18 protein-coding genes are annotated in these 18,301 nt (G+C 62.1%); 8 read left to right on the top strand and 10 right to left on the bottom strand.

From position 1 onward, the window contains the following. The first annotated feature begins 104 nt into the window (after positions 1–104). On the top strand, positions 105–518 hold the full coding sequence (mscL, locus tag AC515T_RS25015) for a large-conductance mechanosensitive channel protein MscL (RefSeq protein ID WP_122565106.1): 414 nt from the start codon (positions 105–107) through the stop codon (positions 516–518). 43 nt (positions 519–561) lie between these two features. Here the strand turns inward: mscL and AC515T_RS25020 are convergent, their stop codons facing one another. Next, the gene (locus AC515T_RS25020) at positions 562–1,338 is read right to left on the bottom strand and encodes a ferredoxin--NADP reductase (protein ID WP_496530406.1); all 777 of its coding nucleotides are present in this window, start codon (positions 1,336–1,338) and stop codon (positions 562–564) included. Between the two features lie 293 nt (positions 1,339–1,631). On the opposite strand from AC515T_RS25020, the gene AC515T_RS25025 reads away from it, so the two are divergent. Then, on the top strand, positions 1,632–2,345 hold the full coding sequence (locus AC515T_RS25025; RefSeq protein WP_496530407.1) for an autoinducer binding domain-containing protein: 714 nt from the start codon (positions 1,632–1,634) through the stop codon (positions 2,343–2,345). Between the two features lie 182 nt (positions 2,346–2,527). Beyond that, the gene (locus tag AC515T_RS25030; RefSeq protein ID WP_496530408.1) at positions 2,528–3,667 is read left to right on the top strand and encodes a methyltransferase; all 1,140 of its coding nucleotides are present in this window, start codon (positions 2,528–2,530) and stop codon (positions 3,665–3,667) included. A 39-nt stretch (positions 3,668–3,706) separates the two neighbouring features. Here the strand turns inward: AC515T_RS25030 and AC515T_RS25035 are convergent, their stop codons facing one another. From AC515T_RS25035 to AC515T_RS25045, 3 genes are read right to left on the bottom strand one after another with little or no spacing between them, the layout of a single operon-like run. After that, a complete protein-coding gene (locus AC515T_RS25035) occupies positions 3,707–3,871 on the bottom strand; it encodes a DUF2474 domain-containing protein (RefSeq protein ID WP_003205785.1) in 165 nt (54 codons plus the stop codon). Positions 3,872–3,882: 11 nt separating this feature from the next. Further along, entirely contained in the window at positions 3,883–4,890 is a 1,008-nt protein-coding gene (gene cydB, locus AC515T_RS25040) for a cytochrome d ubiquinol oxidase subunit II (protein ID WP_053125566.1), read from the bottom strand. A gap of 3 nt (positions 4,891–4,893) precedes the next feature. Then, positions 4,894–6,330, bottom strand: coding sequence for a cytochrome ubiquinol oxidase subunit I (locus AC515T_RS25045; protein ID WP_496530409.1), 1,437 nt, complete (start codon positions 6,328–6,330; stop codon positions 4,894–4,896). A 503-nt stretch (positions 6,331–6,833) separates the two neighbouring features. Here AC515T_RS25045 and AC515T_RS25050 point away from each other — a divergent pair. Next, entirely contained in the window at positions 6,834–8,072 is a 1,239-nt protein-coding gene (locus tag AC515T_RS25050) for an MFS transporter (protein WP_496530410.1), read from the top strand. A 31-nt stretch (positions 8,073–8,103) separates the two neighbouring features. Here the strand turns inward: AC515T_RS25050 and AC515T_RS25055 are convergent, their stop codons facing one another. The 5 genes from AC515T_RS25055 to AC515T_RS25075 all read right to left on the bottom strand — a co-directional run bounded on the left by AC515T_RS25055 (position 8,104) and on the right by AC515T_RS25075 (position 13,311). Then, positions 8,104–10,305, bottom strand: coding sequence for a xanthine dehydrogenase family protein molybdopterin-binding subunit (locus AC515T_RS25055; protein WP_496530411.1), 2,202 nt, complete (start codon positions 10,303–10,305; stop codon positions 8,104–8,106). Next, positions 10,305–11,306, bottom strand: coding sequence for an FAD binding domain-containing protein (locus AC515T_RS25060; protein WP_496530412.1), 1,002 nt, complete (start codon positions 11,304–11,306; stop codon positions 10,305–10,307). Before AC515T_RS25060 ends, AC515T_RS25055 begins: the two co-directional genes overlap by 1 nt. Next, a complete protein-coding gene (locus AC515T_RS25065; RefSeq protein ID WP_496530413.1) occupies positions 11,303–11,836 on the bottom strand; it encodes a (2Fe-2S)-binding protein in 534 nt (177 codons plus the stop codon). Before AC515T_RS25065 ends, AC515T_RS25060 begins: the two co-directional genes overlap by 4 nt. A 327-nt stretch (positions 11,837–12,163) precedes the next feature. After that, positions 12,164–12,730: a DJ-1 family glyoxalase III gene (locus tag AC515T_RS25070; RefSeq protein WP_496530414.1), complete on the bottom strand. Its 567-nt coding sequence runs from the start codon at positions 12,728–12,730 to the stop codon at positions 12,164–12,166. Between the two features lie 128 nt (positions 12,731–12,858). After that, positions 12,859–13,311 (bottom strand): DUF4879 domain-containing protein, encoded by a 453-nt coding sequence (locus tag AC515T_RS25075; protein ID WP_496530415.1) that lies wholly within the window; start codon positions 13,309–13,311, stop codon positions 12,859–12,861. Between the two features lie 204 nt (positions 13,312–13,515). Between AC515T_RS25075 and AC515T_RS25080 the strand changes: the two genes are divergently transcribed. From AC515T_RS25080 to AC515T_RS25095, 4 genes are all read left to right on the top strand, one after another. Further along, positions 13,516–14,811 (top strand): NCS2 family permease, encoded by a 1,296-nt coding sequence (locus AC515T_RS25080; RefSeq protein WP_496530416.1) that lies wholly within the window; start codon positions 13,516–13,518, stop codon positions 14,809–14,811. Next, complete coding sequence (trmA, locus tag AC515T_RS25085; protein WP_496530417.1) at positions 14,808–15,887, top strand: tRNA (uridine(54)-C5)-methyltransferase TrmA; 1,080 nt, start codon at positions 14,808–14,810, stop codon at positions 15,885–15,887. The genes AC515T_RS25080 and trmA overlap by 4 nt, the downstream gene beginning before the upstream one ends. Positions 15,888–16,161: 274 nt before the next feature. Continuing rightward, positions 16,162–16,602 carry a type II 3-dehydroquinate dehydratase gene (aroQ, locus tag AC515T_RS25090; protein ID WP_496530418.1) on the top strand — a complete coding sequence of 147 codons (441 nt, stop codon included), beginning with the start codon at positions 16,162–16,164 and terminating at the stop codon, positions 16,600–16,602. A gap of 5 nt (positions 16,603–16,607) precedes the next feature. Beyond that, positions 16,608–17,459: a shikimate dehydrogenase gene (locus AC515T_RS25095; protein WP_496530419.1), complete on the top strand. Its 852-nt coding sequence runs from the start codon at positions 16,608–16,610 to the stop codon at positions 17,457–17,459. A 137-nt stretch (positions 17,460–17,596) separates the two neighbouring features. Here AC515T_RS25095 and AC515T_RS25100 read toward each other — a convergent pair whose 3' ends face one another. Next, positions 17,597–18,274 (bottom strand): TetR/AcrR family transcriptional regulator, encoded by a 678-nt coding sequence (locus AC515T_RS25100; protein ID WP_496530420.1) that lies wholly within the window; start codon positions 18,272–18,274, stop codon positions 17,597–17,599. Between the last annotated feature and the right edge of the window lie 27 nt (positions 18,275–18,301).

Raw genomic sequence — 18,301 nt, forward strand, 5'->3', positions numbered from 1 at the left:
AGCCCCGGTCGATAACTGAAGCTTTGTAAGCAGGCGTTTCGAGCAGGACTCGGTGGGCTGATTTACACTGCCACTCATCTTTCATCTGTTACAAGGAATAACTCATGGGCGTGCTAAGCGAATTCAAGGCCTTCGCGGTCAAAGGCAATGTCGTCGACATGGCCGTCGGGATCATCATCGGCGCCGCTTTCGGCAAAATCGTTTCGTCCTTCGTGGGCGACGTGGTCATGCCGCCGATTGGCCTGCTGATCGGTGGCGTGGATTTCAGTGACCTGGCCATCACCCTCAAGGCCGCCCAGGGTGATGCGCCTGCCGTGGTACTGGCCTACGGTAAATTCATCCAGAGCACCATCGACTTCATCATCGTGGCGTTCGCCATTTTCATGGGCGTCAAGGCCATCAACCGCCTCAAGCGCGAAGAAGCCGTAGCCCCCAGCGCCCCCCCGGTTCCGACCAAGGAAGAGCTGCTGCTGGGTGAAATTCGCGACCTGCTCAAGGCTCAGAACGAGCGGCCCTGAGCCGATCAGTCACTGCCCCTCGCCACACTGATCGACATCAGCCCTACCAGTAATTTTCCACCGCCACCTGGCCCGGACGACGGGTCAGGCTCAGTTGCAGGCCTCTGGCCTTGAGCAACTTGCGCGTGTCGTCGATCATTTGCGGGTTGCCGCACAGCATCACCCGCGAATGCTCCGGCGTCAGCGCTACGCCGGCCGCGCGCTCCAGCTCGCCGCTGTCGATCAAGGTGGTAATGCGCCCACTGAGCGCCCCCGGGTGTTGCTCACGGGTGACGGTGGCAATGAAATGAAACTTGTGAGCGTACTCGACCAGGTAGTCGCGCTGGGGCAGTTCCTTGATCAGGTCCTGATACGCCAGTTCGCGCGCCTCGCGCACGCTGTACACCAGGATGATCCGCTCGAATTTTTCCCAAGCCTCGAAATTCTGGAGGATCGAAAGAAACGGCGCCACGCCCGTCCCCGTGGACAACAACCACAAATCCCGACCATCGACGAAGCGGTCCAGCGTCAGGTAGCCAAAAGCCTGGCGATCCACCAACAGTTCGTCACCCGGCTGCAAGCGGCTGAGTTCGCTGGTGAACTCGCCATCGGGCACCACGATGGAAAAGAATTCGAGGAACTCGTCGAACGGCGACGACACCATGGAGTAAGCCCGCCAGACGGTGGTACCGTCCGCCTTGGCGACGCCCAGCCGGGCAAACTGGCCCGCCCGGAAGCGAAAGCCGCGATCCCGGGTCGTGCGCAACGTAAACAAATGAGACGTCACTGGCTGGACATCGAGCAAGGTTTGGCGGGTGAACTTCTCTGCGCTGTCGGTCATGAGCCACTCCTGGGGGACAAGACGTGCAGTGTCCCGCAAAGTGAGCGTCTTCACCACCGACAAGCAAGTAATGGCATTTTAGCTACAGTTACCTCCGCCACCTCCAAATCCTTTACCAAACTTGTACAAAGTTAAAGACATGTAAAACCAAACCAATAAGAAACTTATCTCCTTAAATATTTCAAAATGTAAGCGAACTAAAAAAACCCCACTACAAGTTAGGAATAGTCCTACACTAAAATTTCGCATCATGGATTGGATCCGCATGGACGAATCAAACCCAGGAGAAAGCGATGGACAGGTGGAAGGACTTGTTGCTGAGGAAATTATCCTGTGAAAAAGACCTGCAGACGGCCTATCGTCTGGTACTGAATTTCTTTAACAATCAGGGATTTGAATATTGCGCATTTGCAGCCTATCTCGGAAGCCCCGACAAGCACACCAGCAAAGTGAATCTGAATAACTACCCTTATGGATGGGACCGGCTCTATGAACAAAACGGTTATGCTTCAAACGACCCATTAGTAGCACATTGCAATCAATCAGCGCTCCCAATCTTGTGGGATGAGACTGTTTTCGCTCAGGCCCCCAAGTTATGGCGAGAACTTAATCGACAGGGACTCAAGTACGGCTGGACCCAGGCTGTTCATGACGACCAAGGGGCGCAGTGCAGCCTGTTCAGCCTCGCACGAACCCATTGTCCCATTGATATCGAGGAACACTATGGCAATCTCGGCTACGCCATCTTCGCCAGTCAAAAGCTGCATGCGCTCGCCAGCAAAAAACTGTCTGACGCCGTCACAATCAAGCAGAACTATCACTTGTCGCCGAGAGAAATAGAAGTCCTGAGGTGGTCGGCCGAAGGTAAGACGGCGTCGGAAGTGGGCCGGATTCTCTGTCTTTCCGAACGAACGGTGAATTTCCATGTGTGCAGTTGCATGCGAAAACTGAACGTCAGCAATAAAATTTCAGCGGTGGCCAAGGCAGCCCAGATCCATGTGATCTGACCCGTGGCGCGGCACTGCCGAGCTGAAAAACCCGCGAGTAATGTGCAACAAAAAAACGTACCATTTACGGTCCCTCTTGAATGATGCCGCCTCTTGCACGCGACGCAGTTCATTCAGGTGGTCCCGCACAGACACCGGCCTCCAGGCAGCGGGAAATTCGTTGATCTCCAGAGTCCCCAGCCATGCCCCTGCTTGACAGTCCTTTCGCCCAACTCGACCTGATCCGCCAACCCGAACAGCAGAACGAACCGCTACAAGCCTTCGATGCGGCCGATGAATACCTGCTCGCGTATCTGGCCGAACAACAACCGGCCGCGCAGACTCGGGTCCTGGTGCTCAATGACGGCTTCGGCGCCCTGGCCGCCAGCCTGGCCGGCAACCTTCTGGTGACCAGCAGCGGTGACTCCTTCCTGGCCTTGCAGGCACTGGAGAAAAACCTGGTGCGCAATGGCCGGCCCTTCGACGCCGTGCCAACGTTGCCCGCCAGCGAACCGTTGACCGGCCCGTTCGATCGTGTCCTGATCAAAGTACCGAAAACCCTGGCCCTGCTGGAAGAACAACTGATTCGCCTGCAAGGCCAACTGGCGCCGGGCGCCCAGGTGATCGCCGGGGCCATGATCAAGCACCTGCCCCGGGCCGCCGGTGATTTGCTGGAGCGCTACATCGGCCCGGTGCAGGCCTCCCTGGCGGTGAAAAAAGCGCGGCTGTTGATCGCCACACCGCCCGCCGCCTCTTCACCCAGCAGTGCGCCGATCGTATCGCCCTACCCCACGCGCTACTGGCTGGACGAACCGAAGATCGAACTGCTCAACCATGCCAACGTGTTCTGCCGCGAAGGCCTGGACATCGGCACGCGCGCGTTCCTGCCACATCTGCCGAAAAACCTCGGCACGGCCCGGGTCGCGGACCTGGGCTGCGGCAACGGTGTGCTGGCCATCGCCAGCGCCCTGCAAAACCCCGAGGCCCGCTACACCCTGGTGGACGAGTCGTATATGGCCGTGCAATCGGCCGCCGAAAACTGGCGTGCGGCACTGGGCGAACGTGAGGTGACGATCCGAGCCGGCGATGGCCTGGCCGGGCAAGAAGCGCAGTCGCTGGATGTGGTGTTGTGCAACCCGCCCTTCCACCAGCAGCAAGTGGTGGGCGACTTCCTCGCCTGGCGGATGTTCCAGCAGGCTCGCGAAGCGTTGGTGGTGGGCGGCGCGCTGTACATCGTCGGCAACCGGCACCTGGGCTACCACAGCAAACTGGCGCGGTTGTTCCGAGGCGTCGAGCAAGTGGCCGCCACGCCGAAATTCGTGATTCTCAAAGCCCGCAAATAAATCGCCCCCAGTGGGAGCAAGGCTGCCCCCACAGGGAATTCAGTGGGTGGTCAGCCCCGCGGCATTCATGAACATCCGCATCAGGCTGGCGACGATGAACAACGCCAGCACACTGCCAGCCCAGATCAATGCCAGCCAGCCGAGCCGTTGCCAGAGCGGCTTGCGTTCGGCGGCCTCGATGTCTTTCAAGTCAGGTTTGGCCATGCTCGACGCCCTCAATGGTAGCCGTCGTCGTGGGTCACCTTGCCGCGGAATACGTAGTAGCTCCAGAAGGTGTACACCAGGATCAACGGAATGATGAACAGCGTGCCCACCAGCATGAAGCCTTGGCTCTGGGGCGGTGACGAGGCGTCCCAGATCGAGATGGACGGTGGCACGATGTTCGGCCACAGGCTGATGCCCAAGCCGCTGTAGCCGAGGAAGATCAGCACCAGGGTCAGGATGAAGGGCGTGTAATTGGCATTGCGGGCCACTGCGCGGAACAAACCGTACATGGTCACCAGCACCAGGATCGGCACCGGCAGGAACCAGAACAGGTTCGGCAACGTGAACCAGCGGGCCGCGATGTCGGCGTGGGCCAGCGGCGTCCAGATGCTGACGATACCGATCACGGCCAGTACCACGAACGCCAGCGGCCGGGCCAGGTCATGCATCTGCTCTTGCAACTTGCCCTCGGTCTTCATGATCAGCCAGGTGCAGCCGAGCAACGCGTAGGCCGCGATCAACGCCAGGCCACAGAACACCGTGAACGGCGTGAACCAGTCCAGGGAGCCGCCGGCGAACTGGCGATTGACCACTTCGAAGCCGTCAATGAATGCCCCCAGCGCCACGCCTTGGAAGAAGGTGGCTGTCAGCGAACCGCCAATGAATGCCTTGTCCCAGAGGTGGCGCTTCTCAGCCTTGGCCTTGAAGCGGAACTCGAAGGCCACGCCGCGGAAGATCAGGCCGATGAGCATCAGGATCAACGGCAGGTACAGCGCCGACAGCACCACCGAGTAGGCCAGCGGAAACGCCCCGAACAGCCCGGCACCGCCCAGCACCAGCCAGGTTTCGTTACCGTCCCAGACCGGCGCCACGGTGTTCATCATTACGTCACGGTCACGCTCGCCCTTGACGAAGGGGAAGAGGATGCCAATCCCCAGGTCGAAGCCGTCCATGATCACGTACATCATGATGCCGAAGATGATGACCACGGCCCAGATCAGCGGAAGATCAATACCCATGATTCAATTCCCCTTGTTCGAGCGGTCGGTTTTATCCACGCCTTCGCCGTCATCGGCGGCCGACAATGGCCGGGCCGGCGTCCGTTTCTGGCCCGGGCCACCGTCGCTCGGCTCGGCTTCGTGGGCCTCCGGCCCCTTGCGCACCAGGCGCATCATGTAGCTCAAACCTGCGCCGAACAGCGCGAAATACACCACGACGAACAGCACCAGGGTGATGCTCATCTGGGCGAAGCTGTGGCCGGACGAAGCATCGGCCGTGCGCATCAAGCCATAGACCACCCAGGGCTGACGGCCGATCTCCGTGGTAAACCAGCCGGCCAGGATCGCAACCAGGCCGGACGGCCCCATCCATAGCACCAGGTAGAGGAACAGTCGGGATTGATAGATCCGATCCTTGCGGCGTAGCCACAGGCTGCACAGCCCAGTGAAAATCATCAGTAAGCCGAGGCCGACCATGACCCGGAACGACCAGAACACAATGGTCGAGTTCGGTCGGTCTTCAGGCGGGAACTCCTTGAGGGCCGGCACCTGCTTGTCCAGGCTGTGGGTCAGGATCAGGCTGCCCAGGTAAGGAATTTCCACGGCGTACTTGGTTTTTTCCGCTTGCATGTCGGGCCAGCCGAACAGGATCAGCGGGGTCGGCTCATTGCCGACGTTTTCCCAGTGGCCCTCGATGGCGGCGATTTTCGCCGGTTGGTGCTTGAGGGTATTCAGGCCATGGAAGTCGCCGATGACCGCCTGTATCGGCGCGACCAGCAAGGCCATCCACATCGCCATCGACAGCATCCGGCGGATGGCCGGGGTATCGCGCCCGCGCAGCAAATGCCAGGCCGCCGACGAGCCGACGAAGAACGCCGTGGCGACAAACGCGGCGGTGGACATGTGCAGCAATCGATAAGGAAACGAGGGGTTGAACACCACCGCCAACCAATCCACCGGGATCACCCGGCCGTCGATGATTTCGTAGCCCTGGGGGGTCTGCATCCAGCTGTTGGAGGACAGGATCCAGAAGGTCGAGATCAGGGTCCCGATCGCCACCATGACCGTGGAAAAGAAATGCAGGCCGCGGCCGACGCGGTTCCAGCCAAACAACATCACGCCCAGGAAACCCGCTTCGAGGAAGAACGCCGTGAGCACCTCGTAGGTCAGCAGGGGCCCGGTCACCGCACCGGCGAAATCCGAAAAACGGCTCCAGTTGGTCCCGAACTGATAGGCCATGACCAACCCGGACACCACCCCCATGCCGAAGTTGACGGCAAATATCTTCGACCAGAAGTGGTACAGGTCGCGGTAGGTGTCATCGCGGGTCTTGAGCCACAAGCCCTCGAGTACCGCCAGGTAACTCGCCAGGCCGATGGTGATGGCCGGGAACAGGATGTGGAACGAGATCGTGAACGCGAACTGGATTCGGGCGAGATCGAGCGCCTCCAAACCGAACATAAGTCTTCCTCTGTCAGGTAAAACCGGCTGCGGGCGGGGCTTGCATCAACCCCCAGGGATATGGAGTGCAATGCTTTTCAAATCGTTCTTTTTATAACCGTCACAACGCAGGACGCTGGCCGGATGGCCGCCAGCTCAACGCCCCTGAGGGTATTGATCTGGATCAAGCAATGCTCAAAGAGTAGTCGCAATATGGCCGATGGACGGCGTGGTCTTTTGTCGCGTGGCAGGTTGTCTCAGTGCTGCAGTCACGTTCCAAAATGCACCCAGTCCCTGTGGCGAGGGAGCTTGCTCCCGCTGGGCTGCGAAGCGGCCCCGGGATTTTGCGGTCGCTGCGCAACCGAGCGGGAGCAAGCTCCCTCGCCACAGGGGCCGGCGTGCTCCCGGTAAAACGGCTTCCACTGGTAAAAGTAGATGTTTGGCTAACTATTTTTCCAACCACCGCAACTTCCAGTTACAGCTCGGTGATAATCTCGTGACCTTCATCACCGGACCCGTCATAGATGCCCAGCCAAGCGCCGCTGCTGCTCCGTCACCATCGTCCCTTCATCGCCTTCTGGCTGGCCCGAATCTTCACCGCCAGCGGCTTCCAGATGCTCACCGTGGCCATCGGCTGGAATCTTTATCAACTGACCGGCAACGTCCTCGACCTGGGCCTGGTGGGGTTGGTGGAGTTTGCCCCGCGCGTGCTGTTCATGCTCCACACCGGGCATGTGGCGGACCGCTATGACCGGCGCAAGGTCGCGGCGATTTGCCAGTCATTGCAAGCCATGATTGCCCTGGCCCTGGCGATTGGCAGCGCCACCGACAACGTCACGCGAGAAATGATCTTCATCCTCGCCTTCCTGCTGGGCGCCGCCCGCTCCTTCGAAATGCCGACCACCCAGGCGCTGCTGCCAAGCATCGTGCCGGCGTCGCTGTTTCCCCGGGCCGTGGCCGCCGCACAATCGGCCCAACAGTCCGCCACCATCGTCGCCCCCGCGCTCGGCGGCCTGCTCTACGCCTTCGGCAGCACCTGGGTCTATGGGCCCACCGTGCTGCTCTACATCATCGCCTGCTGCCTGATGCTCAACCTGCCCGCCCGGCAGACGCCGCTGAACAAAGGCAAGGCGACCCTGGATTCGTTGCTGGCCGGGATTCGCTTCATCCGCAGTCGCCCGGACATTCTCGGGGCGATCTCCCTGGACCTCTTCGCGGTGCTGCTCGGCGGTGCGACGGCGCTGCTGCCGGTGTTCGCCAAGGACATCCTGCTCACCGGCCCCTGGGGCCTGGGCCTGTTGCGTTCGGCACCGGCGGTCGGGGCCTTGCTGATGTCGCTGTGGCTGGCGCGGTTTGCCGTGGAGCGCAAGGTCGGCCGGGTGATGTTCACCGCTGTGGGCGTGTTCGGCGTCGCCACCATCGCGTTCGGCCTCTCCACTTCGTTCTGGTTTTCCCTGGCGGTGCTGGTGGTGCTGGGCGCGGCAGACATGATCAGCATGGTGATCCGTGCCTCGTTCGTGCAACTGGAAACCCCGGATGAAATGCGCGGCCGGGTCAGCGCGGTGAACGGGCTGTTCATCGGAGCTTCGAACCAGTTGGGCGAGTTCGAATCCGGCCTCACCGCCCACTGGTTCGGCACGGTGCCGGCGGTGGTCATGGGCGGTGTGGGCACACTGTTGGTGACCGGGACCTGGATCAAGCTGTTCCCGACCCTGGCCAACCGCGACCGGATGCACGAACTGGTGGACGAAGCGAAAGCCTAGTGGCCTGTACTCGAATTAACCGTACAGGCCACTAGATTAACTTGTCGAGGGTGATGGGGAAGTCCCGCACCCGCTTGCCGGTGGCGTGGTAAATCGCATTCGCCACCGCCGCGGCCACCCCGACAACGCCGATTTCACCCACGCCCTTGGACCCGAGCGCGTTGACGATCGCGTCCTGTTCTTCGACGAAAATCACCTCGATGTCACCGATGTCGGCACTGACCGGCACGTGATACTCCGCCAGGTTGTGATTCATGTGGCGCCCCAGGGCGTGATCGGTCAGGGTTTCTTCATGCAGGGCCATGCCGACACCCCACACCACACCCCCGAGAATCTGGCTGCGGGCGGTTTTCGGGTTGACCACCCGGCCAGCGGCGATGGCGCTGACCACTCGGTTGACCTTCACCGTCCCCAAGTCCTCATCCACCCATACTTCGACAAACACCGCCGAGTGAGTGGCCGTGGCGTAGGCCTGGCGTTTTGCATCCGGCTCGGCGGTGACCTCGGCCTGCAACGGCGTCTCGCCACTTTTTTGCGCCAGCTCCGCTAACGCGACGCTCGCGTCCCCCAGCCGCAGTTGGCCGTCGACAAACGTCACTTGCTCGAGGGTCGCGCCACTGAAGGCCGGGCAGGCCTGGCGAGCCACGGCCAGGAGTTTTTCCTTCAGCGCTTGGCAGGCCTGCTGCACGGCGGTGCCCACCGACGAGACGGTGAACGAACCGCCCTGCAACGGCGCGGTGGGCAGCGACGAATCCCCCAGGACAAACGTGACGTCCTCAAGGGAAACGCCTGACGCCTCAGCGGCGATCTGGGTCATGACCGTATAGGTACCGGTGCCGATGTCCGTGGTGGCGCTGCTGACGGTCAGCTTGCCATGGGTATCCAGAGAGGCTTTGGCACTGGCCTTCTGCTGCATGGCCTCCCACACGCCACCGGCCATGCCCCAACCGATCAGTTGCCGGCCTTCACGCATGCTGCGGGGTTCCGGGTTGCGCGTCTCCCAGCCGAAACGACGGGCGCCCTGGGCATAGCACTCCCGCAGCTCTTTGCTGGAGTACGGCTTGCCTTCGTTCTCGTTGCGTTCGGCGTAGTTGATCAAGCGCAGTTGGATCGGATCGATCGCCAGGGCACAGGCCAGTTCATCCATGGCGCACTCCAGGCCGATCAACCCGAGGGCGGCACCGGGGGCGCGCATGTCCAGGGGCGTGTAGACGTCCAGCGGCACCAGCTTGTAGGTCAACTCAACGTTGTCGCAGTGATAGAGCATGCCGCTCCACTCCACCACGTGTTCGGTGAAGTCCTCGAAGCGCGAGGTCTGGCCGACGGCGGTGTGCGCCACGGCCAGCAAGCGACCGTTGGCCGCCGCCCCCAGTTGCACGCGCTGCAGGGTTCGTGGTCGATAACCAAAGGTGAACATCTGCTGGCGCGTCAGGCTGACCCGCACCGAGCGCTTGAGGGCCAGTGCCGCCATCACGGCCAACGGCAATTGGTACTGCGGGCGCAGCCCGGAACCGAAGGCGCCGCCAACAAACGCGGCAAACACCCGCACCTGCTCTTTCTCGAGGCCGAAGACCTTTTGCACATAGGCCTGGCAGTTCTGCGTGCCTTGGGTCTTGTCGTGGATGTGCAGGCTGCCATCAGGTTGATACAACACGGTGGAGGCGTGTGGCTCCATCGGGTTGTGGTGTTCGATCGGCGTGCTGTAGGACACGTCCACGCTGAGCGCGGAGCTGGCGTACTCGCCCTGAAAATTCCCACGGGGCTTGGGCAGTTCCGCCGGTGCCGGGTGGGCGTCGTTTTGCAGGGTGATCAGATCGGTCTGATGCTCCTGGGTCTCGTATTCGATTTCAACCAGCGAACCGGCGTACCGGGCCAGCTCAAGGTTGTCCGCCACCACCAGGGCCAATGGCTGGCCGCTGTAGAGCACATGGTCGTTGAACAACGGCCGGAACGGCGAGCCGTCCGCCGCATCGGCATCCTGGTACGGCTCGTCGTAACTGGCGATTCTCGGCCGGTTGGTGTGGTCGATGACCGCGACCACCCCCGGCAGCGCCAGGGCTCGGGACGCATCGATGCGCAGCACGCGGCCACGGGCGACCGTACCGGAGACGACGCTGCCGTGGAGCAAGCCGTCTTCGGGGTATTCAGCGGCGTAACGGGCCTGGCCCGTCACCTTGAGCAAGCCATCGACCCGATCGAGTGGTTGCCCTATGGATTTGCTCGGAGCGTTCATCAGGCGTGTCCTCCTTGCGGTGCGCAACCCAGCGCGGCATTACTCAAGGCGCGGACAATCGCCCGGCGCGCCAGTCTGACCTTGAAGCCGTTGTGCTCCAGCGGCTCGGCGTTTTGCAGCAGCGCGTCGGCGGCGGCGGCGAAGGTTTCGCGGCTGACGGTCTGCCCGGTCAGCCAACTCTCCACGGCCCGGTCACGCCAGGGTTTGTGCGCCACGCCACCCAGGGCCAGGCGCGCCTGGCGAATCACCGGCCCGTCCAATTCCAGCGCCGCCGCCACCGACACCAGCGCAAAGGCGTAGGAGGCGCGGTCACGGATCTTCAGGTAGTGGCTATGCTCGGCAAAACCGGCGGCAGGCAATTCGATAGCGGTGATCAGTTCATCGTCGGCCAGTTGGTTATCGCGCTCCGGAGCATCGCCGGGCAGGCGATGGAAGTCGGCGAACTCGATGGTCCGTGCCCCACCCCGCCCCAAGACATGGACCACCGCTTCCAGGGCGGCCAAGGCCACACACATGTCGGAGGGATGGGTGGCGACACATTGATCGCTGGCGCCGAAAATCGCGTGGATCCGGTTCAAACCGGTCCGGGCCGGGCAACCACTGCCAGGCCGGCGCTTGTTGCACGGTACGCCCGCGTCATAGAAGTAATAGCAGCGGGTGCGTTGCAACAGGTTGCCGCCGGTGCTGGCCATGTTGCGCAGCTGCGGCGAGGCACCCGCCAGGATGGCCTGGGCCAGCAGCGGATAACGGCGCTCGATCCACGGGTGCCAGGCCAGGTCGGCATTGCTCACCAATGCGCCGATCATCACCCCGCCTGACGGGGTTTCACTGAGGTCCGCCAAGGGCAAACCGGTGATGTCGATCAGGTGCTCGGGGCGGGTGAGGTTTTCCTTCATCAGGTCCAGCAGGTTGGTGCCGCCGGCGATGAAGCGGGAAACCGGGCTCGACAGATCGACGGCCGCCTGCAGCGTGTCCGGCTTGCTGTATTGGAATGGGTTCACTGATCACCTCCCTGTGCCTGAGGCTGGCGGCACAGTGGCAACGCTTGCTCGATGGCATCGCGAATGTTGTTGTAGGCGCCGCACCGGCAAAGGTTGCCGCTCATCAGTTCACTGATCTCTGGGCGGGTCTGCGCCCTGCCCTCGTTGGCTAGCCCCACCGCTGAACAGATCTGCCCCGGCGTGCAGTAACCGCACTGGAACGCGTCATGGGTGATGAACGCCTGCTGCATGGGGTGCAAGCCCTCATCGCCGGCCAGGCCTTCGATAGTGGTCAACTCGGCACCGTCGCACATCACCGCCAGGGTCAGGCAGGCATTGATCCGCTTGCCATCGCGCAGCACCGTGCAGGCGCCGCACTGGCCGTGGTCGCAGCCTTTCTTGCTGCCCACCAGGTCCAGTTGCTCACGCAGCAGGTCCAGCAAGGTGGTCCAGGCCAGCACTTGCAACTCGCGCACTTGGCCATTGAGGGTCAGACGGATCGGATGACGGACGAAGGCCGCCGGCGTCGCTTCGGACAGGGTCGCGCTCATGGAACACCTCACGGTTGGTCGTACTCGCGGCGTTTTGGGAAACCGCCGTCATAAGGGGTACGACTTCAGGGTGGGGTGAAGCGTTCAAGGCAAATGATCGACGTTGGAAGCCAGCGCCTTCAGTGGGTCCGCTCGCATTTGAAGTTGAATGCGCTGACGCCATCGCGAGCAGGCTCGCTCCCACATTGGTTCTCGGGTACTCATAGATCCTGCATCCACCATAAATCCCTGTGGGAGCGAGCCTGCTCGCGATAGCGGTAGGTCAGATTGCATTGAAGTTGACGGGAGCAAGCTCCCTCGCCACAAGCCGGTGCCCTCTGAAGAATGTCAGGCCAGCAACTCCGCCGCCACCACGCTCCTCACGCCCTTGCCGCTGAGTTGTTCCACCAGCATCAAGGCGAACGCCAGGGCGGCGGCCGAGCCTTGAGCGGTGATGCAGTTGCCATCCACCACCACGGGTTGATCGACGAAGCTGCAACCGGACAGTTGCTGGCTCACCGCTGGCAGGCAGGTCATGCGTCGCTGGCGCAGGAGGCCACACGCTTGTAGCGCCAGGGCCGGGGCTTCGGCGATGGCGGCGAAGAAACGTCCGGCGGCGGCCTGGTCCTTGAGCAGTTGTTGCAGCGGTTGATGGGCCGCCAGGTGCTGTGCGCCGATGATGCCGCCCGGCAGGACGACCAGGTCGAACTCCTGTGCGAGCACGTCCACCAGCATGCCATCGGCCGTCAGGCGCGTGCCGCGGGCGCAAGTGAGCATGCGTCGCCCTTCGATGCTCGCCACCACGGTTTCGATCTGCGCTCGACGCAGCACGTCGATCAGGGTGACCGTCTGCAGGTCGTCGACACCCTCGGCGACGGCGATCAGGGCTCGGGCGATCTTGGTTCCAGGAATCATGGGCACTCTCCGCGGGGTGATGCTTGTAGTGTAGGAGCTGCCGAAGGCTGCGATCTTTTGATATGCGCTTGAGGCTCAAGTGTCAGGGGAAAGATCGCAGCCTCGCTTCGCTCGACAGTTCCTACAGGCTATTTGATGTACAGCTGGGTCGACATCCGGTTGCCCGGGGCGTTGATCGACTGGTTGCTGAAGCTGAAGGTCCCCTCCTGCTTGCCCCTCAGGTCGAAGATGTACAAATAGCCGACGACTTTGGTCCGCACCGAGCAATCATTGAGATTGCCATTGCTGTACGCGCACACCGGCGAGCGGGTGCCGTCGACTTCAAAGCCGTCCAGGGTGACATGGGGTTGGCGGCCATAGCCGACCTCCAACACATAGACTTTGATCGTGGGGCCGTGATCGCAACGCGTCTGCGCCTGCCCTTGGGCGATGTCCTCGAAGCCACAGGCCGGCGACTCGACCTTGAGCACCTTGACTTCACTCAAGGGCGGTGCCGACGCGGCATTGGCGGCGTGGCCGGGCAACCACAGGCCCAGTGCGCAGGCCACGGCTGCCAGCAGCTTTTTATTCATGCGATACATAGAGACCTCCCGGAACCGCGCGCAGTATGGCCCACTTGGCGCGTTGGCAAAACATCGACGACGATCGCAGCCACAACGCTACGCTGCTGGTATGATGCGCGGCTTTTTCCGACCCGCAGAAAATTCCCGGGCGCCGCTGGCGACCTGTGCTTTGCTGTTGAGGTCGATACATTCACGGCGCCGGGCGCGCCACGGGGAGCAGACATGCTGGAAAGGCTGTTTCAACTCAAGGCACACAACACCAACGTGCGGACCGAGATCCTGGCGGGCGTCACGACCTTCCTGGCCATGGCCTACATTCTGTTCGTCAACCCGAGCATCCTCGGCGAAACCGGCATGGACAAAGGCGCGGTGTTCGTCGCCACCTGCCTGGCGGCGGCCATTGGCTCCACGGTCATGGGCCTGATCGCCAACTACCCGATCGCCCTCGCCCCGGGCATGGGCCTGAATGCCTTCTTCACCTACACCGTGGTCCTGCACATGGGCCACACCTGGCAAGTGGCGCTGGGCGCGGTGTTCATCTCCGCCGTGCTGTTCTTCCTGCTGTCGATCTTTCGTATTCGCGAGTGGATCATCAACAGCATCCCGCTGCCGCTGCGCTCGGCCATTGCTGCGGGCATCGGCCTGTTCCTGGCACTGATCGCCCTGAACAATGCCGGCATCGTGGTGAAGAACCCGGCGACCATGGTCGGCCTCGGCGACTTGAAACAACCGGCGCCGATCCTCGCGACCCTGGGTTTTGTCTTGATCGTCGCCCTCGAAGCCTTGAAAGTACGCGGCGCGGTGCTGATCGGCATCCTGGCGGTCACCGTCGTCTCGATCCTGATGGGTTTCACCCCATTCGGCGGCGTCATCTCCGCGCCACCGTCCCTGGCCCCGACCTTCCTGCAACTGGATATCAAGGGCGCCTTGGACATCGGCCTGGTGAGCGTGATCTTCGCCTTCCTGTTCGTCGACCTGTTCGACAACTCCGGCACCCTGATCGGCGTCGCCAAGCGCGCCGGGCTGATGGGCAAGGACGGCCACATGCCGAAGATGGGTCGTGCGCTGATCGCCGACAGCACCGCCGCCATGGCCGGTTCGCTGCTGGGCACCTCCACCACCACCAGCTACATCGAATCGGCAGCGGGCGTCAGCGCCGGCGGCCGCACCGGCCTGACCGCCATCGTGGTGGCGATCCTGTTCCTGCTGGCGCTGTTCTTCTCGCCACTGGCTGCCAGCGTCCCGGCCTTCGCCACTGCGCCGGCCTTGTTGTTCGTCGCCGTGCTGATGACCTCGGGCCTGGCGGAAATCGACTGGGATGACATCACCGTCGCCGCCCCGGTGGTGATCACTGCCCTGGCGATGCCATTCACCTACTCCATCGCCAACGGTATCGCTTTCGGTTTCATCGCCTGGACCGCCATCAAACTGGTGTCTGGCCGTGGTCGTGAGCTGAACCCGGCGCTGGTCATTCTGTCGATCCTGTTCGTGATCAAGTTGGGTTGGTTCAACGCATGACTTTTGATTCCCAGGCTTACGCCGCCCAGTTGCAGGACAAGGTCACTCGCTTGCGTGACCTGCTGGCGCCGTTCGATGCACCGGAACCTGCGGTGTTCGATTCGCCCCTGAAAAACTTTCGCCTGCGGGCCGAATTCCGCCTCTGGCGCGAGGCCGGTGAACGGCACTACGCAATGTTCTCCCAGGACGACAAGCGCACACCGATCCTCATCGAGGAATTTCCCATTGCCAGCCTGCGCATCAACCAGTTGATGCCGCAACTCAAGGCCGCCTGGCAAGCCAGCGCGCCCCTGAGCCATAAGCTGTTCCAGGTGGAATTCCTGACCACCCTGGCCGGCGATGCGATGATCACCCTGTGCTATCACCGCCCGCTGGACGAGCACTGGCACGCTGGCGCCTCGAAACTGGCGGCCGACCTCGGTGTGAGCATCATCGGTCGCTCCAAGGGCAAACGCGAAGTAATCGGCCATGACTACGTGGTGGAGAAACTCGACGTGGGCGGCCGCACCTTCAGCTATCGCCAGCCCGAAGGCGCCTTCACCCAGCCCAACGGCACGGTGAACCAGAAGATGCTCAACTGGGCGTATGACGCACTGGGCGATCGCAGCGACGACCTGCTGGAGTTGTACTGCGGCAACGGCAACTTCACCCTGCCCCTGGCTACCCGCGTGCGCAAAGTCCTGGCCACCGAGATCAGCAAGACCTCGGTGAACGCCGCGCTGAGCAACCTCAGCGAAAACGCTGTGGATAACGTCACGCTGGTGCGCCTGTCCGCCGAAGAACTGACCGAAGCCTTGAATGAAGTCCGGCCGTTCCGCCGCCTGCAGGGCATCGACCTGAAGAGCTACGAATTCGGCAGCGTCTTCGTCGACCCGCCTCGCGCCGGCATGGACCCGGACACCTGCGAGTTGACCCGGCGTTTCGACAACATCCTGTACATCTCCTGCAATCCCGACACCCTCGCCGCGAACATCGCGCAGTTGAATGACACCCACCGCATCACGCGCTGCGCGCTGTTCGATCAATTTCCTTGGACCCATCACATGGAATCCGGGGTGTTGTTGACGCGGCGTTAAGCCAACACCTACCTATGTGGCGAGGGAGCTTGCTCCCGCTCGGTTGCGCAGCAACCGCAAAAAGCTTGGGGCTGCTACGCAGCCCAGCGGGAGCAAGCTCCCTCGCCACAATTCATCAACCACCGAAAATACACGCCAACGGCAATGTTCGATCATCGAACACTTATTGCCCGATGACCGCTGCTTTATTTGACCAAATTAACCATCTAGTACAATTTATCTCCACCGGCTGAAACCCCGCCGACACCAACAATAAAAAAGTGGAGAAATTGCGATGCCTCCGATCGTTCTGGTGCTCAACGGCCCGAACCTGAACCTGCTCGGCACCCGCGAGCCGGCAACCTACGGCCATGAAACCCTGGCCGACCTCTCGGCACTGTGTGGCCGCTCCGCTGAAGAGTTCGGCCTGGCGGTGGAGTTTCGCCAGACCAACCAGGAAAGCGAACTGCTGGACTGGATTCACGGCGCCCGGGGCCGGTGCGCCGGAATCGTCATCAACCCGGCGGCCTGGACCCACACCTCCGTGGCGATACGTGACGCCCTGGTGGCGAGCGAAGTGCCGGTGATCGAAGTCCACCTGTCCAACGTCCACGCCCGCGAAACCTTCCGCCATCACTCCTTCGTTTCATCCGTCGCCATTGGCGTGATGTGCGGGTTTGGCAGCCACGGTTATCGCCTGGCCCTGGAACATTTCAGTCAACGGTTGAAGGGTTGATGCCCATGTCGAATATCACTGTGCTGGCCGGCCTGATCGGCGCGGGCATCCAGGCATCTCGCACGCCTGCGCTGCATGAGCAGGAAGGCGATGCCCAAGGCATGCGTTACCTCTATCGGCTGATCGACCTCGACGCGCTGAAACTCGACAGCGGCGCCCTGGCCGACTTGCTGGTGGCCGCCGAACGCATGGCCTTCACCGGCCTGAACATCACCTTCCCCTGCAAGCAGGCGATCATCCCACTGCTGGATGAGTTGTCGCCCGAGGCCCGCGGCATCGGCGCGGTCAATACCGTGGTGCTCAAGGACGACAAGCGCATCGGCCACAACACCGACTGCCTGGGGTTCGCCGAAGGTTTTCGCCGTGGCCTGGGGGATGTGGCGCGCAAGCGCGTGGTCCAGATGGGTGCGGGTGGCGCTGGCGCGGCGGTGGCCCATGCGCTGCTGCTGGAGGGCGTGGAAACCCTGAGCATTTTTGATGTCGAGGTCAGCCGTGCCGAGGCGCTGGCCAACAACTTGAACCAACACTTCGGCGCTGGCCGCGTCCGCGCCGGGCATGACCTGCCCACTGCCATGGCCGAGGCCGACGGCCTGGTGAACACCACCCCCATGGGCATGGCGAAACTACCGGGCATGCCGGTGCCGGTCGAGCTGTTGCGGAGCGCCTTGTGGGTCGCGGAAATCGTCTACTTCCCACTGGAAACCGAACTGCTGCGCAACGCCCGGGCCATCGGCTGCCGCACCCTCGATGGCGGCAACATGGCGGTGTTCCAGGCGGTGAAGGCGTTCGAACTGTTCAGTGGCGTGGCGCCGGATGCGCAGCGGATGCTGGCGCATTTTCAAAGCATGAATCACTAAGGCCTGGTGTCATTCCCTTGTGGGAATGACTTTGTGGGAGCGAGCCTGCTCGCGATTGCGGTGTACCAGTCACCATCGATGTCGGCTGAACCATCGTTATCGCGAGCAAGCTCGCTCCCACACAATCAGGTTCGGCGTCAGGGCTGCAGGTACCGCAACACCGACTCACACACCATCTCGCGATGCCGCTGCTTGATGGCCTCATCCGACAAATCGATCTGAAAGATCTCGCCGAACGTCTGGCGGTTGGACACCCGGTAGAAACAGAACGAGCTGATCAGCAGATGCACGTCCAGCGGCTCGAGGCCGGCACGGAATACGCCCTCTTCGGCACCACGGCGCAGGATCACGCCCAGGGAATCGAGGATGGTGTTGGTCATCGCCTTGATCGCGCCTGACTGCTTCACGTACTCGGCGTTGTGGATGTTCTCGATGCAGACGATGCGCACGAAATCCACGTTGCGGTCGTGGTGGTCGAAGGTGAATTCCACCAGGCGCCGGATCGCGTCCACTGGAGCCAGTTCCGCCAGGTGCAGGCGACTCTCGGTGGTGCGGATATCTCCGTAGAGTTTTTCCAGCACCTCGACGTACAACTGCTCCTTGCTGCCGAAGTAGTAGTAGATCATGCGCTTGGAGGTGTGGATGCGCTCGGCGATGGCATCAACCCGGGCGCCGGCCAGGCCTTGCTGGACGAATTCGACGATGGCTTCCTGAAGAATGTTTTCCCGGGTCTTCTCCGGGTTGTTCTTGCGACTTTTGCGTGGCGTGGCGACGGGTTCGTCGAGCGCTGCGGAAAGCTCTGGATTCATAGTCATTGCGGGGCTCACGGCCATCACTGCACA

This window comes from Pseudomonas sp. FSO-7, assembly GCF_059579345.1.

What these genes read in the sequence shown, in the direction of transcription:
- mscL (WP_122565106.1), top strand. Translation starts at nt 105, where the DNA reads ATGGGCGTGCTAAGCGAATTCAAGGCCTTCGCGGTCAAAGGCAATGTC.
- AC515T_RS25020 (WP_496530406.1), bottom strand. Translation starts at nt 1,338, where the DNA reads ATGACCGACAGCGCAGAGAAGTTCACCCGCCAAACCTTGCTCGATGTC.
- AC515T_RS25025 (WP_496530407.1), top strand. Translation starts at nt 1,632, where the DNA reads ATGGACAGGTGGAAGGACTTGTTGCTGAGGAAATTATCCTGTGAAAAA.
- AC515T_RS25030 (WP_496530408.1), top strand. Translation starts at nt 2,528, where the DNA reads ATGCCCCTGCTTGACAGTCCTTTCGCCCAACTCGACCTGATCCGCCAA.
- AC515T_RS25035 (WP_003205785.1), bottom strand. Translation starts at nt 3,871, where the DNA reads ATGGCCAAACCTGACTTGAAAGACATCGAGGCCGCCGAACGCAAGCCG.
- cydB (WP_053125566.1), bottom strand. Translation starts at nt 4,890, where the DNA reads ATGGGTATTGATCTTCCGCTGATCTGGGCCGTGGTCATCATCTTCGGC.
- AC515T_RS25045 (WP_496530409.1), bottom strand. Translation starts at nt 6,330, where the DNA reads ATGTTCGGTTTGGAGGCGCTCGATCTCGCCCGAATCCAGTTCGCGTTC.
- AC515T_RS25050 (WP_496530410.1), top strand. Translation starts at nt 6,834, where the DNA reads ATGCCCAGCCAAGCGCCGCTGCTGCTCCGTCACCATCGTCCCTTCATC.
- AC515T_RS25055 (WP_496530411.1), bottom strand. Translation starts at nt 10,305, where the DNA reads ATGAACGCTCCGAGCAAATCCATAGGGCAACCACTCGATCGGGTCGAT.
- AC515T_RS25065 (WP_496530413.1), bottom strand. Translation starts at nt 11,836, where the DNA reads ATGAGCGCGACCCTGTCCGAAGCGACGCCGGCGGCCTTCGTCCGTCAT.
- AC515T_RS25070 (WP_496530414.1), bottom strand. Translation starts at nt 12,730, where the DNA reads ATGATTCCTGGAACCAAGATCGCCCGAGCCCTGATCGCCGTCGCCGAG.
- AC515T_RS25075 (WP_496530415.1), bottom strand. Translation starts at nt 13,311, where the DNA reads ATGTATCGCATGAATAAAAAGCTGCTGGCAGCCGTGGCCTGCGCACTG.
- AC515T_RS25080 (WP_496530416.1), top strand. Translation starts at nt 13,516, where the DNA reads ATGCTGGAAAGGCTGTTTCAACTCAAGGCACACAACACCAACGTGCGG.
- trmA (WP_496530417.1), top strand. Translation starts at nt 14,808, where the DNA reads ATGACTTTTGATTCCCAGGCTTACGCCGCCCAGTTGCAGGACAAGGTC.
- aroQ (WP_496530418.1), top strand. Translation starts at nt 16,162, where the DNA reads ATGCCTCCGATCGTTCTGGTGCTCAACGGCCCGAACCTGAACCTGCTC.
- AC515T_RS25095 (WP_496530419.1), top strand. Translation starts at nt 16,608, where the DNA reads ATGTCGAATATCACTGTGCTGGCCGGCCTGATCGGCGCGGGCATCCAG.
- AC515T_RS25100 (WP_496530420.1), bottom strand. Translation starts at nt 18,274, where the DNA reads ATGACTATGAATCCAGAGCTTTCCGCAGCGCTCGACGAACCCGTCGCC.